General features: G+C 73.2%; 12 protein-coding genes. 8 read left to right on the top strand and 4 right to left on the bottom strand.

Annotated features, from left to right (window positions below; translation table 11 throughout):
* The first annotated feature begins 14 nt into the window (after positions 1 to 14).
* Genes ACMATS_RS03935 through ACMATS_RS03925 form a run of 3 tightly spaced genes read left to right on the top strand, consistent with a single transcriptional unit; the run spans position 15 to position 6,115 of the window.
* Positions 15 to 3,224 carry an amino acid adenylation domain-containing protein gene (locus ACMATS_RS03935; RefSeq protein ID WP_414166890.1) on the top strand — a complete coding sequence of 1,070 codons (3,210 nt, stop codon included), beginning with the start codon at positions 15 to 17 and terminating at the stop codon, positions 3,222 to 3,224.
* A 45-nt stretch (positions 3,225 to 3,269) separates the two neighbouring features.
* Entirely contained in the window at positions 3,270 to 4,817 is a 1,548-nt protein-coding gene (locus tag ACMATS_RS03930; protein WP_414166889.1) for an amino acid adenylation domain-containing protein, read from the top strand.
* A gap of 20 nt (positions 4,818 to 4,837) precedes the next feature.
* The gene (locus ACMATS_RS03925; protein ID WP_414166888.1) at positions 4,838 to 6,115 is read left to right on the top strand and encodes an MFS transporter; all 1,278 of its coding nucleotides are present in this window, start codon (positions 4,838 to 4,840) and stop codon (positions 6,113 to 6,115) included.
* Positions 6,116 to 6,285: 170 nt separating this feature from the next.
* Here ACMATS_RS03925 and ACMATS_RS03920 read toward each other — a convergent pair whose 3' ends face one another.
* Complete coding sequence (locus ACMATS_RS03920) at positions 6,286 to 6,648, bottom strand: DUF488 domain-containing protein (RefSeq protein WP_414166887.1); 363 nt, start codon at positions 6,646 to 6,648, stop codon at positions 6,286 to 6,288.
* A 104-nt stretch (positions 6,649 to 6,752) separates the two neighbouring features.
* Between ACMATS_RS03920 and ACMATS_RS03915 the strand changes: the two genes are divergently transcribed.
* Together ACMATS_RS03915 and ACMATS_RS03910 are read left to right on the top strand one after the other, a co-directional pair.
* A complete protein-coding gene (locus ACMATS_RS03915) occupies positions 6,753 to 7,190 on the top strand; it encodes an SRPBCC family protein (protein ID WP_391149595.1) in 438 nt (145 codons plus the stop codon).
* Positions 7,191 to 7,267: 77 nt separating this feature from the next.
* The gene (locus ACMATS_RS03910) at positions 7,268 to 7,495 is read left to right on the top strand and encodes a hypothetical protein (protein ID WP_390778839.1); all 228 of its coding nucleotides are present in this window, start codon (positions 7,268 to 7,270) and stop codon (positions 7,493 to 7,495) included.
* Positions 7,496 to 7,504: 9 nt separating this feature from the next.
* Here ACMATS_RS03910 and ACMATS_RS03905 read toward each other — a convergent pair whose 3' ends face one another.
* Entirely contained in the window at positions 7,505 to 7,738 is a 234-nt protein-coding gene (locus ACMATS_RS03905) for a hypothetical protein (RefSeq protein WP_390778840.1), read from the bottom strand.
* A gap of 261 nt (positions 7,739 to 7,999) precedes the next feature.
* On the opposite strand from ACMATS_RS03905, the gene ACMATS_RS03900 reads away from it, so the two are divergent.
* The gene (locus ACMATS_RS03900; protein ID WP_414166886.1) at positions 8,000 to 8,524 is read left to right on the top strand and encodes a hypothetical protein; all 525 of its coding nucleotides are present in this window, start codon (positions 8,000 to 8,002) and stop codon (positions 8,522 to 8,524) included.
* A gap of 130 nt (positions 8,525 to 8,654) precedes the next feature.
* Here ACMATS_RS03900 and ACMATS_RS03895 read toward each other — a convergent pair whose 3' ends face one another.
* Both ACMATS_RS03895 and ACMATS_RS03890 read right to left on the bottom strand, forming a co-directional pair.
* Entirely contained in the window at positions 8,655 to 9,437 is a 783-nt protein-coding gene (locus ACMATS_RS03895) for a GNAT family N-acetyltransferase (protein ID WP_414166885.1), read from the bottom strand.
* A gap of 48 nt (positions 9,438 to 9,485) precedes the next feature.
* Complete coding sequence (locus ACMATS_RS03890; RefSeq protein WP_390778843.1) at positions 9,486 to 10,451, bottom strand: TIGR03557 family F420-dependent LLM class oxidoreductase; 966 nt, start codon at positions 10,449 to 10,451, stop codon at positions 9,486 to 9,488.
* A 293-nt stretch (positions 10,452 to 10,744) separates the two neighbouring features.
* Here ACMATS_RS03890 and ACMATS_RS03885 point away from each other — a divergent pair, with 293 nt between their 5' ends.
* Both ACMATS_RS03885 and ACMATS_RS03880 read left to right on the top strand, forming a co-directional pair.
* The gene (locus ACMATS_RS03885) at positions 10,745 to 11,911 is read left to right on the top strand and encodes an Ig-like domain-containing protein (RefSeq protein WP_414166884.1); all 1,167 of its coding nucleotides are present in this window, start codon (positions 10,745 to 10,747) and stop codon (positions 11,909 to 11,911) included.
* Positions 11,912 to 12,019: 108 nt separating this feature from the next.
* Positions 12,020 to 13,807 (top strand): bifunctional metallophosphatase/5'-nucleotidase, encoded by a 1,788-nt coding sequence (locus ACMATS_RS03880; protein WP_414170651.1) that lies wholly within the window; start codon positions 12,020 to 12,022, stop codon positions 13,805 to 13,807.
* Positions 13,808 to 13,809: the final 2 nt, after the last annotated feature.

Below are 13,809 nucleotides of genomic sequence, written 5' to 3'. Positions count from 1 at the left end.
AGGAACCCACCCGCATGAGCCAGCCGACCCCGCAGTCCCGCATCGAGGACGTCCTGCCCCTGTCCCCCCTCCAGGACGGCCTCCTCTTCCACGCCCAGTACGACGAGAACGACACCGACATCTACGTCGCCCAGCTGCTGTTCCACCTCTCCGGCCCGCTCGACCCCGAACGGCTGCGCAGCGCGGCCGACGCGGTCCTGGAACGGCACGCCGTCCTGCGCGCCGGCTTCCTGCGCCGCTCGAACGGCGACCACGCCCAGGTCGTCCAGCGCGGCGTCCGGGTGCCGTGGACCGAGACGGACCTGACCGACCGGGACGAGGCCGCCCAACGGGCCGCCCTCGACGCGCTGCTCCACGAGGACCGGCGGCGCCGCTTCGATCTCACCCGCGCCCCGCTGCTGCGCTTCACCCTGCTGCGCACCGGACCGCAGGAGCACCGGCTGCTCCTGACGTACCACCACATCCTCATGGACGGCTGGTCCTGGCCCGTCCTCGTCCGCGAGATGCTGGCCGTCCACCACGCGGAGCCCGGCCGGGACCCGCTGCCCGCCGTCACGCCCTACCGCTCCTTCCTGACCTGGCTCGGCGAGCGCGACCGCGAGGCGGCCCGCGAGGCATGGAAGGGGGCACTGGCCGGCCTGAGCGGCGGCACGCGCACCGCCCCGACGGCCCCGGGCCCCGGCGGGGTGCTGCCCGACCGGGTCGAGACCGCCCTCACCGAGGAGGCCACCGCACGCCTCACCGCCCTGGCCCGCAGCCTGCGCCTCACCCCGAGCATCGTGCTCCAGGGCCTGTGGGCGGTGCTGCTCGGCCAGCGCGTCCGCAGCGACGACGTCGTCTTCGGCGCCGTCGTCAGCGGCCGCGCCCCCGAACTGCCCGGTGTCGCCGACATCGTGGGGCTGCTCATCAACACCGTGCCGGTCCGGGTGCGCATCGACCGCGCCGAGCCCCTGGCCGAACTCCTCGGGCGCCTCCAGGAGGAGCAGGCGCAGCTGATCGACCACCACCACCTCGGCCTCACCGAGATCCAGCAACTGGCCGGTGCCGGTGAGCTGTTCGACTCCTGCGTGGCGTTCCAGAACTTCCCCGTCGACCCGGCCGGCCTGGCCGCCCTCTCCGACGGCGAGCTCACGGTCACGGCCGTGGAACCGTACGACGCCGCGCACTACCCGCTGAGCCTGACCGCCATCCCCGGGCCCCGGCTGTGCCTGCAGATCGACTACCGCCCCGACGTCTTCGACCGGGACGACGCCGACGCCCTGCTGGCCCGGCTGGTCCGCGTCCTCGACGCGCTGACCGCCGACCCGCAGCTGACCGTCGGCGACCTGGACACCCTCTCCGCCGCCGAGCGGCACCGGGTCCTGACCGAGTGGAACGACACCGCGCGGGAGGAGGAGTACGCCGAAGCCGTCGAGCGCGTACGCGCCTGCGCCGCGCGCACCCCCGATGCCCCGGCCGTCACGGCCGAGGGCCAGGAGATCCCCTACGGGGAACTGATCGCCCGCGTCGACGGCCTGAGCAACCGGCTGCTGGACGCCGGCGTGCGTGCGGGTTCCCTGGTCGCCGTGCTCTCCGAGCCCACCGTCCACGTCCCCGTCGCCCTGCTCGGCATCCTCGGCGCGGGCGCCGCCTACGTGCCGCTCGACCCCGAGGGCCCGGTCGGCCGCACCGCCGGGCTGCTCGCCGACGGCGGGATCGGCTGGCTGCTGGCCGCCCCGGACCGGCGGACCCGCGCGGAGGAGATCGCCGCCGCCGCGGGCGGCGCGGTCCGGGTGCTGACCCTGGACGACGCCGCCGGTGCCGCGGAACGGCCGCCGGCGGCCGGGGGCCGGGACGCCCTCGCCTACGTCTGCTTCACCTCCGGCTCCACCGGGAAGCCCAAGGGCGCCATGGTGCACCGCCGCGGCATGAACAACCACCTCCTCGCCAAGGTCGAGGACCTCGGACTGTCCGCCGCCGACAGCGTGGTGATGAACGCCCCCCTGACCTTCGACATCTCCGTCTGGCAGATGCTCGCCCCGCTGATCACCGGCGGCCGGGTGCACATGGTCTCCCGCGACACCGCGCGCGACACCCAGGCCCTCTTCGGCGAGGCGGCCCGGGAGGGCATCACCGTCCTGGAGACCGTCCCCTCCTTCGTCCGCGCCGCGGTGGACCTGTGGGACACCGGAGCCCCCGTCCCCGCGCTGCCCGCACTGCGCCGCTTCATCGTCAACGGCGAGGTCCTCCCGCCCGAACTCTGCGCACGCTGGTACGCGCGCCACCCCGCCGCCGCGATCGTCAACGCCTACGGCCTCACCGAGTGCTCCGACGACAACACCCACGCCTTCATCCCCCACGACGTGGCCGGACAACTCGACCAGGGCCGGCTGCCGGTGGGCCGCCCGCTGCGCAACAACCGCCTCTACATCCTCGACCAGGGACTCGCGCCCGTCCCGCCCGGCGTCCCCGGCGAACTGTTCATCGCGGGCACCGGCGTGGGGCCCGGCTACCTCAACGACCCGCGCCGCACGGCCGAGCGCTACGTCCCGGACCCCTTCTCCGGCGAGCCGGGCGCCCGGATGTACCGCACCGGGGACCTGGCGCGGTTCCGCGCCGACGGCCAGCTGGACTTCCTCGGGCGGCAGGACCACCAGGTCAAGATCCGTGGCAACCGCATCGAACTCGGCGAGGTGGAGACCGCCCTGCGCGCCGCCCCCGGCGTCACCGAGGCCGTCGTCGCCGTCGACCGGGACGGCGCCGGACAGCAGCGCCTCATCGCCTACTTCACCGGCGCCGCGGCCCCCGACGAGGTGCGCGGTGCGCTGGCGGCGGCCCTGCCCGGCTACATGGTCCCCTCGATGTTCCTGCACCTGCCGGCCTTCCCGCTCACCACCAACGGCAAGCTCGACCGCAAGGCCCTGCCCGCCCCCGCGACGGTCGCGCACAGCACCGGCCGGGCCCCGGCCACGGACCGCGAGCGGGCCGTGTGCGAGGTCTTCGCGGAGGTCCTCGGCCTGCCCGCCGCGGGCCTCGACGACGACTTCTTCGCCCACGGCGGCCACTCGCTGCTCGCCTCCCGCCTCGTCGGCCGCATCCGCACCGTCCTCGGCTCCGACATCGGCATCCGGGACCTGTTCGCCACACCCACCCCGGCCGGCATCGCCGCCCGCCTCGACGCGGCCGCCCCCGCCCCCGCACGCCCGGCCCTGCGTCCCCGCGCCCGGCGGGCCGCCGGAGCCTGACGGGCCCGCACCCCGCGCCGAACCGACTGGAGAGACCCGACCCTCATGACCTGGACGCACACCCCCGTACCGCTGCGCATCGCGCAGCAGGCGGCCCGCACCCCCGACGCCGTCGCCGTGAGCAGCCCCACCGGTGACCTGACGTACCGTCAACTCGACCGCAGGGCGCGGTCACTGGCCCACGACCTGCGCAGCGCCGGGGCGGGCCCCGAGCAGCCCGTGCTCCTCGGCGTGCGGCGCGGGGCCGACTGGGCCGTCGGGCTGCTGGGCATCTGGTACGCGGGCGCCGCCCTGCTGCCCGTCGACCTCGCCGCCCCCGACGAGCGGCTGCGCACGATCGTCGCCGCGTCCGGCACCCGGCACGCCGTCGTGCCCACGCACGAGGACGCCACCGCACTGCGACGGCGCTGCGGCGCCGAACTGTTCTGGGCCGCCACGCGCGAGGCGGCCCCCGCGGACGGCCCCGTGGCCGAGGTCCTGCCCGGCTCCCTCGCGTATGTGCTGTTCACCTCCGGCTCGACCGGCGTGCCCAAGCCCGTGGCCGTCGCCCACGCCAGCCTGGAGCACCAGGCGATGGCCCTCGCCGGGCGCTACGGCCTGACCGGCGAGGACCGCGTCCTGCAGTTCGCCGCACCCGCCTTCGACGTGTCGCTCGAGGAGGCCGTGCCCACCTGGTGCACCGGCGGCACCGCCGTGTTCGTCGCCGACAACGTCCTCTCGCCCGCCGAACTGGAGCCGGTGCTCGACGGCCGCGGCGTCACCGTCGTCAACCTGCCCACCCCCTACTGGGCCCAGTGGGCCCGGGACGTCGACCGCCGTCCCCGGCCGCTGCCCGCCGCACTGCGCCTGGCCGTCATCGGCAGCGATGCCGGCCGCATGGCCGACCTCGTCCGCTGGTCGGCCGCGGGCGGCCCGCCGGTCGTCAGCTCGTACGGCCTGACCGAATCCACCATCACGGCCACCTGCTACGAGCCCGCCCCCGCGGAGCTCGCCGGGCGGGGCGGCGACGAGGTGATCCCGATCGGCGTGCCGCTGCCGGACGTGCACGCCCACGTCCTGGACGCCGCCCTGCGCGAGACGCCCGCGGGCACCCCGGGGGAGCTGTACCTGGGCGGCCCCTGCCTCGCCCGCGGCTACCACGGTCGCCCGGGCCTCACCGCCGAACGGTTCGTCGCCGACCCCTTCTCCGGCGAGCCGGGCGCCCGGATGTACCGCACCGGGGACCGCGTCGTGCGCGGCCCCGACGGCACGCTGGCCTTCCTCGGCCGCTCCGACGACCAGGTCAAGATCCGCGGGCACCGCGTCGAACTCAAGGAGGCCGAGGCGGCCGTGGCCGCCCATCCCGCCGTGCGGGACGTGGTGGTGCGGGCCGTGCACGACCTCGGCGAGCCCCGCCTCGCCGCCTACGTCGCTCTCGACCCGGCAACTCCCGCACGGCCGGAGGAGATCCGCGACTTCGTCGCCGGCCGGGCACCCGGCTATCTCGTACCGTCCCACGTCCTGGTCCTGGACGCCCTGCCGCGCACCCCGGGCGGCAAGCTCGACCCCCGGGCCCTGCCCGCCGCCCCCGTACCGCAGCCCGCCCACCGCTGAACCACCGAGGAAGAACCCAGGTGTCCGTCCCCACTGCCTCCGCCGCCCCCGAGACCGCCGCGCTGCAGCGCCAACGCCGCCGCGACTTCCGGCTGTTCATGTCCACCCACATCTGCAACGAGCTCGGCGGCAGCATCACCTACGTCGCGCTCCCGCTGATGGCGGTGCTCACCCTGCACGCCTCCGCGCTCCAGGTCGGCCTGCTGTCCGCCGCGGAACAGGCCGCGTTCCTCGTCCTCGGGCTGCCCGCGGGCGCCTGGGTCGACCGGATGCGCCGCCGCAACGTCATGATCGCGGCCGACCTGCTGCGGGTCGTCCTCCTCACCGCCGTGCCGGTCGCCTACCTGCTCGACCTGCACTCCATGGCCCTGCTCTACACCACGGCGCTGCTGCTGGGCTGCGCCCGGCTGTTCGGCGACGTCGCCGACCAGAGCTATCTGCCCACGCTGGTCGGCACGGACTCGCTCATCAGCGGCAACTCCAAGCTGGAGACCGTCCGTTCGGCCGCCGAGTTCGGCGGACCCGGCATCGCGGGCTTCCTCGTCCAGGCCTTCGGCGCGGCGGGGACGATCGCGAGCCAGGCCGTCACCTCGCTGGCGTCGGTGGTCTTCCTCGGCAGCATCCGGGCCCGCGAGGAACGGCCCGCCCCCGCCGTGCGCGGCGACCTGCTGAAGGACATCCGCGAGGGCCTGTCCTTCGTCCTCGGCCACCGCATCCTGCGCCTCATCGCCCTCAACACCGCGGCCGTCAACCTCTTCCTGAGCGCGATCTTCGCGATCAACGTCCTCTTCCTGACCCGCACGGTCGGCCTCCCGCCCGCCGCGGTCGGCTGGGTCATCACCATGTCCACCCTCGGCGCCATGGCCGGCGCGGTCCTCACCGAGCGGCTCTCCAAGGCCGTGGGAGCCGCCCGGCTGACCTGGCTGTCGCTGCTGGTGACGGCCCCCTTCGGGCTGCTGCTCCCGCTGGCGGAGAAGGACTGGCGCATCGGGCTGTTCGTCCTGGGCTCGATCGTGCAGTCGGCGGGCGTCACCGTCTACAACATCTGTCAGGTGACGTACCGTCAGACCGTCTGCCCGCCGGGGCTGTTGGGCCGGATGACCGCCACGATGCGGTTCCTGGTGTGGGGCGTCCTCCCGCTGAGCGGGCTCATGGCCGGTGCGCTCGGGCAGTTCGCCGGCGTCCGGCAGACGATGTGGATCTGCGCGGCCGCCCTGGCGCTGGCCCCGCTGGTCCTGCTCTGCTCGCCCCTGCGCCGGATGCGCGACTTCGACCCGGCGCCGGGCGCGTCGGCCTGAGGATCTTCGTGCCCCGAAGGGGCGCGGGGAACTGCGCGACCAGCCACCGCCGGCCCGCAGCCGGCGCACTGCCTCTGGGGTCCGGGGCGAAGCCCCGGGAGCTTCGGCTGCGGGCGTGTCGTGGTCGGTCGCGCAGTTCCCCGCGCCCCTGACGGGGCGCCGGCCACGCCCTAGCAGCCCAGGACGTCCGTCAGCACCGCGGCGGCGCTGATCTCGCAGTCCCTGGTGGCGGTCAGCAGCGTCAGCGTCCGCTTCCCGGCCAGCTCCCGCAGGTGCCGCAGGGCTTCGGTGTGCTCCGCGTCGCGCAGTTCGGCCCGGTAGCGGCGGCCGAACTCCGCGAACTTCTCCGGGTCGTGGCCGTACCACTGGCGCAGCGCGGTGGACGGGGCCACGGCCTTGCACCATTCGTCCAGGGCGGCCTTCTCCTTGCTCAGCCCGCGCGGCCAGATGCGGTCGACGAGCACCCGGGTGCCGTCGCCGCGTTCGGGATCCTCGTAGACCCGGCGCGCCCGCACCTGCTGTCCGTGGGCCACCGTCGCCTCCTCGGGCTGCTGATGTGTCCGTTTGCGTCCTATCCTGTGCCGGAACGGCCGTGTCCGCATCCGGTGCCGGCCGGTCCGGGAGCGAGGAGAAGCCGATGCGTCAGATCGCGACGGTGGTCGACATAGCCGCGACCCCGGCCCGGGTCTGGGAGGTGCTGACCGACCTGCCGCACTACTCCGACTGGAACCCCTTCATCCGGGAGGCGTCCGGCGAGGTCGCCCCCGGGGCGCGGCTGCGGCTGCGGACGTTCCCCGCCCGCGGCCGACCGGTGACCTTCCGGCCGCGGATACGCACCGCCGTCCCGCAGCGGGAGCTGTCCTGGATGGGGCGGCTCGTGCTGCCCGGCCTCTTCGACGGGCTGCACCGGTTCGTCCTCACCGACCTGGACGGCGGCGGCACCCGGGTGGTCCAGGACGAGAGGTTCACCGGGGTGCTGGTCCCCGCCCTCGCCAAGGCCGTCGCTCGGACGACCGAGGACTTCGATGCCCTCAACCGGGCGCTCCGGAAGCGGTGCGAGGCGGTGCGGGTCTGACGCCCTCGCGATGCGCCCCGGCACCGTCCGCGGTAGAAGTGGAGCGCAGGCCGCCGATCACCCGAGGGAGCCGTTTCATGCCGACCGACGACATGCCGACCGACGAAGTGCAGCGTTTCCTCGCGGCGCTGAGCCCCGCGAACCGGCAGAAGGTCGAGCAGCAGCCCGCGGAGCAGCAGGCGAAGCTGGCCGCCGCCTGGGAGGCCGAGCTCCGCGAGGACCGGGACCTGGACACGCTCAGCGAGCTGTCACCGCACGCCGCCGAGGACGAGGCGGCCGAGCGGATCATCCGGGAACTGCTCTGACCCTGCCGGTCACACGTGGTCGACGAGCCCCTTGGCGCCTGCCGTGCGCGCGCAGTGGGCTCCGCAGTAGAAGTGCCCGTCCGTTTCCACGCCGTGCCCGGCGATCTTGACCTCGCAGTGCTCGCAGATGGGAGCCATGCGGTGGATGGCGCACTCAAATGAATCAAACACATGGACCGCGCCCTGGGCCTCCACGGTGAAGGCCATCGCGTATTCGTTGCCGCACACTTCGCACTGAGCCATGCCCGCATGGTCCGGTGCGGTGCCGGGTGTGGCAACGCTGCCGCGGGCGGGTCGCGGTCGGCCACCCGTCCGGCCGCCCGCCGCCTGCACGAACGGCAGGCCGCCGTGGCCCGGTGGCATATTCCGGTCAAGTCGTACGTACGTCCCTCATGCTGTCCTGCCCCGCACCAGCGCCGCGTGCCACTTGTCCGCCCTGTCCCCTGGCCGGTCCTGATCGGGCGGTGCTGTCAGACCGTACGTGTCTTCCTACGCTCCACCGCCATGAACACCACACGGCTCAGACGTTTCGGCCTGTCCGCAGTCCTCGCCACCGCCCTCGGCGCCGGTCTGGCCCAGCCCGCCTCGGCGGCCCCGGCCCCGGCCATGGCCATCGCCGCCGACAAGGCGTCCGCGACGCCGGGTTCGACGGTCACCATCACCATGACCTTCACCAACGACCAGGCCACGAACACCCAGTTCGTGTACCAGTCGATCCAGCCGACGTGGAACACCTCGCAGGACCCGGGGCTGAAGTACGCCTTCAAGTCCTGCTCCGGCGACGCGGTCCAGTGCGACGTCGGCAACCAGAACGGTGTGGTGCGTTACAACGTGCCCGTCGTCCCCGGGGCCAGCCGCACGGTCAAACTGACCTACCAGATCGCCGCCGACTCGGCCTGCGGCCCGAGCAGACGGATCGAGCTCTACTCCTACCTGTACTACGAGTACCAGGGCGGACAGGCCAAGAAGGACGGGATCTACCCGGTGGGCACGGACATCACGTGCGCCACGACGCCGGGCGCCCCGTAAGGGGCGCGGGGAACTGCGCGACCGGCCCACACCGGCCTGCAGTCGACGCACTGCCCCAGGGGTCCGGGGCGGAGCCCCGGGGACGTTGACTGCGGGCGCGTCGTGGCTGATCGCGCAGTTCCCCGCGCCCCTACGGGGCGCTGAACACCCACGGAGTGGTCACGCTCAGCGCCGTGAACCCCAGCCGTTCGAGGATCGGACGGCTCTGGTCGGACGCGTCCACCTGCAGGTAGCGCACGCCGCGCTCGCCCGCGATGCGCGCGCGGTGAGCGATGAGCGCCCGGTAGATGCCCCGCCCGCGCCACTCCGACACCGTCCCCCCGCCCCACAGCCCGGCGAAGTCCGTTCCCGGGCAGAACTCCATGCGGGCCGAACTCACCGGCCGGTCGCCGGCCAGGGCGAGGACCGCGACGATCCGGTCCGGATCCTGCGCGAGCTGCTCCAGGAGCCTTTCCCTGAGGCGGTTGCCCGGTGTGCCGAAGGCCTGTTCGTGGACCTCCGTGATGAGGTCCACGCCCGCCGCGTCGGTCACCGGCTGCAGCCGGACGCCCTCCGGCGGCCCGGCGTCGAGCGACAGGGCGGAGACCGGGGCGACCATCAGGGTCTCCGCGGGCTCGGGCACGAAGCCGGCCGCGCGCAGCCGGCCGGCGAGGTCCGCGGGCCGGTCGTGGGAGTACAACTTCCACTCGAACTCGCGGCCCAGGGCGGTGAAATGCGCCACCTGGGCCCTGACCACCCCGTCCGCCGTCGCATCGTCGAGGCCGGACCACAGGATGCCGTGCCAGCCGTGCTCGGCCGCGCACACCTGCCGCACCACCCCGTCGGCCTGCTCGATCCGGGCCCCCGGGCCGTCGGGGCGGGCGTTCCGGCGCATCTGGCGGTCGAACAGCGCCAGCAATTCGTCTCGATCCATTCGCACACTGCAGCACCGGGACGGCCCGCGGGCAACCGAATTCCGCGGTCAGAGGCCGCGCAGGGCGGGCAGCAACTCCTCGGCGGCCCAGCGCAGGTAGCCGGTCTGGTGGTCGCCGCCGATCTGCACCAGGGCGACCTCGGTGAACCCCGCCTCGACGAACGGCCGTACGGCCGCCACGAAGTCCTCGACCCGGGAACCGCAGGGGAACATCCGGGCGACGTCGTCCTTGGTGACGAACCGGGACGCGGCGGCGAAGGAGAGCTCGTGCGGCAGCTCGGCCAGGACCCGCCAGCCGAGACCGGCCCAGCGGAACTGTGCGTGGGCCCGCTCGATGGCCGCGTCGCGGTCCGGGTCGTAGCAGACGGCGAGCTGCCCGATGCGGGGCTTGCCCGCCCCGCCGAACCGGTCGAAGGCCTCCACCAGATCCTTGTCGGGCTCGGTGGCGATGAGCAGGTCGGCCAGCCCGCCCGCGATCCGGCAGGAGCGTTCGCCCGAGGCCGCGATGCCGATGGGCGGGGGAGGGGAGGGCAGGTCCCACAGCCTCGCGTGTTCGACGTCGAAGTGGGCGCCGTGGTGGTTGACCGTCCCGCCCGCGAACAGGGCCCGGATGATCTGCACCGCCTCCTGCAGCCGCTCCTGGCGCACGTCGATCGCGGGCCAGCCCCAGCCGACGACGTGCTCGTTGAGGTTCTCGCCGGACCCGAGCCCCAGCCGGAACCGGCCCTCGGACAGCAGCTGGACGGTGGCGGCCTGCTGGGCGACCACGGCCGGGTGGTAGCGGGTGGTCGGGCACGTGACGAACGACATCAGCGGGATGCGGGACGTGGCCTGCGCCGCGGCGCCCAGGACGGCCCAGGCGTTGGGCGCGTGGCCCTGGGCGGCCAGCCACGGGACGTAGTGGTCGGAGACGACCGAGAAGTCGAAGCCCGCCCGCTCGGCACCCACCACGTGCTCGACCAGCTCCCGGGGACCCGCCTGTTCGGACATCATCGTGTAGCCGATTTGCACCATGGGGTCCCAGTTCCCGAAGTGGCTGGGGAGTAACCCGAATCGGAAACTCTACGCGCTCGTAGGGTTGCGCAAAGTGCCGATCCGGCGCGTGATTCCCGTCATGGCGCCCCGCGCGACGACCGGCGCAGACTGAACCAGGCCACAAGCGGTTCTAGTCGGACAAATTTCTTCACTCCAGGAACCGCAGACGCATGTGGATCATCTGTACGGGTGGTGGGGGGAGCACAACCCGTCTGTTCCGGTGACAGGGCAGGGCCCGCCACGGATTTCTTGCAGCTATGGAGGTCGCACACGTGCGCATCGGATCGGGCCGTCGCCCCGTCCTGTTGATACCCGCTCTTCTGGGCTCCCTGGCGCTGACCGCGTGTTCGGGCGGTGCCAAGGCGGATGCCGGCCCCGAGGCCAAGGTCACCGTCACCCCGTCCGCCGACGGCAAGGCGGCCGCGCTCGGCTCGCCCATCTCCGTCAAGGCCGACGGCGGCAGGCTCACTGCGGTGGACGTGAAGGACGACAAGGGGCAGAACGTCGCCGGGCAGCTGGCGGACGACGGGTCCTCGTGGACCTCGCAGGGGAAGGTCAGGCCGCAGGCCACCTACACCGTGCACACCACGGCGAAGTCGGACAAGGGCCGGGAGTCCTCGACGACCTCGAAGTTCACCACGCAGCAGGCCGAGAAGGTCAACAAGCTGACCAACACCCCGGCCGACGGGGAGACGGTGGGCACCGGCATGCCCGTCTCGATCCTCTTCGACCACAAGGTCGACAAGGACAAGCGTGCCGAGGTCGAGAAGGCTCTGAAGGTCGGCACCTCGGTGCCGGTGGAGGGCGCCTGGGGCTGGGTCACCGACTACTCCGGCAAGGACCGCATCGACTGGCGGCCCAAGAGCCCCTGGCCCGCCGGGACCAAGGTGACCGTCAAGGGCTCGCTGGCCGGCATCGACTCGGGGGAGGGCGGCTGGTTCGCCCGCGACTACAACTACGGCTTCTCGATAGGCAAGGACCGCAAGGCGGTCATCGACGTGCCCAGCCACAGCCTGACCATGTACGAGGACGGCAAGGAGGTCGGCAGCGTCATGGGCTCGGCCGGCTCCCCCGAGGCGCCCACCCGCGGCGGCATCCACACCGTGCGCAGCAAGGCATCGGACGAGGTCATGGAATCCTCGACGATCGGCTACGGCGACCAGTGGTCGTTGCCCTCGAAGTGGGTGACCCACATGACCGCTTCCGGCACCTTCCTGCACTCCGCGCCCTGGAACAAGTCCATCGGAGTGGAGAACAACAGTCACGGCTGCTTCGGCATGACCACCGAAGACGCCAAGAAGGTCTACGACTTCCTGTCGATCGGCTCCACCGTCGAGGTCAAGAACACCACGAACACGGAGAAGACCGACGTCGGCAACGGCCTCGAGGTCTGGCAGGAGTCCTGGGACCAGTGGCAGAAGCGCAGCGCGCTGAAGTAACCCCCTTGCGGGGCAGCATGATGTGACCGGCACCCACGGCCGGCGGACATGCCGTCCGTCGGCCCAATGGGACGAACCACCGGACCCGCCCCGCACGCTGGGGCCATGATGCGCGAACCCCTGCGGCGACGAAGCCTCTTGACGGCCGGTGCCGCCGCCGTGGCGTCGGCCGCGGCACCCCGTCCGGTCCGGGCCGCGGCCCGCGACACCGTCGAGGTGCAGCTGCTCAACGTCACCGATCTGCACGGCTATCTGCAGGCGGCTCCCGGCTCCGACGCCGTCATCACCGGGGCCGGGGGAGCGCAGTACACCGTGGGCGGGGTCGCTTACCTGGCCGCGCACCTGGAGCGGCTGCGCAGGGGGCGCCGCAACTCGGTCCTCTTCGCCACCGGAGACCTCTTCTCCGGCTGGGAGTTCGATGCGGCGGCCTTTGCCGACGAGCCGACGATCGAGGTGCTCAACCGGCTCGGCCTGCGCTTCTCCACCGCCGGGAACCACGAGTTCGACCGCTCCCCGGCCTTTCTCACCCGGCACATGGAACACGGCGAGCCCTACCCCGAGGCGGGCCGGGACGACGCCTTCCCCGACTCCACCGGACGGCCCTTCCACGGCGCGGACTTCCGCTACTACAGCGCCAACGTGGTGTGGTCCGCGACCGGACGCACCGTCCTGCCGCCCTACAACGTCGAGTGGGTGGACGCCGGGAACGGGCGCAGGCTCCCCGTCGGCTTCATCCACCTCACGGTCCCCGGCACCGCATCCTTCCCCTGCTCCTACCAGCCTGCCCTCACCACCCTGGACCCGCTCGACACCGCCGACCGCTGCGCCGCCGAACTCACCTCCCGCGGCGTCCGCGCCCTGGTCCTCAGCGTGCACGACGGGGCCTACGCCGGGCCCGACTTCACCACCGGAACGCCTCCCTCCGGACCCGCCTACGAACTCGCGCGGCAGGTCTCGCCCGCCGTCGACGCCGTCGTCACCGGCCACTGGCACCACCGCTTCACCCTGTTCGTCCCCGACCCGGACGGCGTCCCCCGGCCCTTCGTCGAAGCGGGCTGCCACGGACAGGTCGTCAACGAGATCGTCCTCCGGCTCGACCCCGGCACCGGACGGGTCGTCAGGGAACTGACCACCTCCGTCAACCACCCCAACACGCGCGACATCGCCCCCGACCCCGGCATGCAGCGGATCACCGCATACTGGGCCGGGCGAGCAGCCGCCCGGGCCCGCACGCCGGTCGGCCGCCAGACCGGCTCCTTCACCCGGCAGCGCACCGCGGACGGGGAGAGCACCCTGGGCAACCTGGCCGCGGACTGGGCCCGTTGGGCCGGCAGCCGCCCCCTCGGCCCGTTCGACGACGGCAACGTCCACCCCGCCGGCCCCGCGGACCTCGGCATCGTCGTCACCGCCCCGCGCACCGGCCCCTGCATCCTCGCCGGCGACCTGGTCCACGACGGCGCGTCCGGCACCATGGTGTTCGCCGCCGCCTGGAACGCCGTGGGCTACGGCGACCCGGTCCTCACCGTCACCGTCACCGGACGGCAGATCCACCGGGCCCTGGAGGACCAGTGGTACCTCGCCGACGGACACCTGCACTTCGCCCCGCTGGCCGTGTCCCGCAACGTGCAGTACGCCTACGACGCCGCAGGCCCGGCCGGAGACCGCGTCGCCCCCGGGGACGTCCTCCTCGACGGCAGGCCCCTGGACCCGTCGCGCTCCTACCGGCTGGCCGCACCGGCCTACACCCTGCTGGGACTCGACGGCACCACGGCGTTCGCCGGATTCCGCGCGCCGGTCCGCCACGCACGCGACCACGAGAGCTTCCTCGACTTCGTCCGCGCACACACACCACTGACCCCGGCCCCTCCGGGCCGGGTCCGTGCACACCGCCGGTGACG

Source organism: Streptoverticillium reticulum (assembly GCF_047456005.1).
Classification (GTDB): Bacteria; Actinomycetota; Actinomycetes; order Streptomycetales; family Streptomycetaceae; genus Streptomyces; species Streptomyces reticulum.
This window is presented reverse-complemented; position numbering and strand designations above follow the sequence as displayed.

Excerpts from the sequence above, each read along its gene's own strand:
- ACMATS_RS03915 (WP_391149595.1), top strand. The coding sequence starts at position 6,753 with ATGCGTCAGATCGCGACGGTGGTCGACATAGCCGCGACCCCGGCCCGG.
- ACMATS_RS03900 (WP_414166886.1), top strand. The coding sequence starts at position 8,000 with ATGAACACCACACGGCTCAGACGTTTCGGCCTGTCCGCAGTCCTCGCC.
- ACMATS_RS03895 (WP_414166885.1), bottom strand. The coding sequence starts at position 9,437 with ATGGATCGAGACGAATTGCTGGCGCTGTTCGACCGCCAGATGCGCCGG.
- ACMATS_RS03905 (WP_390778840.1), bottom strand. The coding sequence starts at position 7,738 with ATGGCTCAGTGCGAAGTGTGCGGCAACGAATACGCGATGGCCTTCACC.
- ACMATS_RS03890 (WP_390778843.1), bottom strand. The coding sequence starts at position 10,451 with ATGGTGCAAATCGGCTACACGATGATGTCCGAACAGGCGGGTCCCCGG.
- ACMATS_RS03930 (WP_414166889.1), top strand. The coding sequence starts at position 3,270 with ATGACCTGGACGCACACCCCCGTACCGCTGCGCATCGCGCAGCAGGCG.
- ACMATS_RS03910 (WP_390778839.1), top strand. The coding sequence starts at position 7,268 with ATGCCGACCGACGACATGCCGACCGACGAAGTGCAGCGTTTCCTCGCG.
- ACMATS_RS03935 (WP_414166890.1), top strand. The coding sequence starts at position 15 with ATGAGCCAGCCGACCCCGCAGTCCCGCATCGAGGACGTCCTGCCCCTG.
- ACMATS_RS03880 (WP_414170651.1), top strand. The coding sequence starts at position 12,020 with ATGCGCGAACCCCTGCGGCGACGAAGCCTCTTGACGGCCGGTGCCGCC.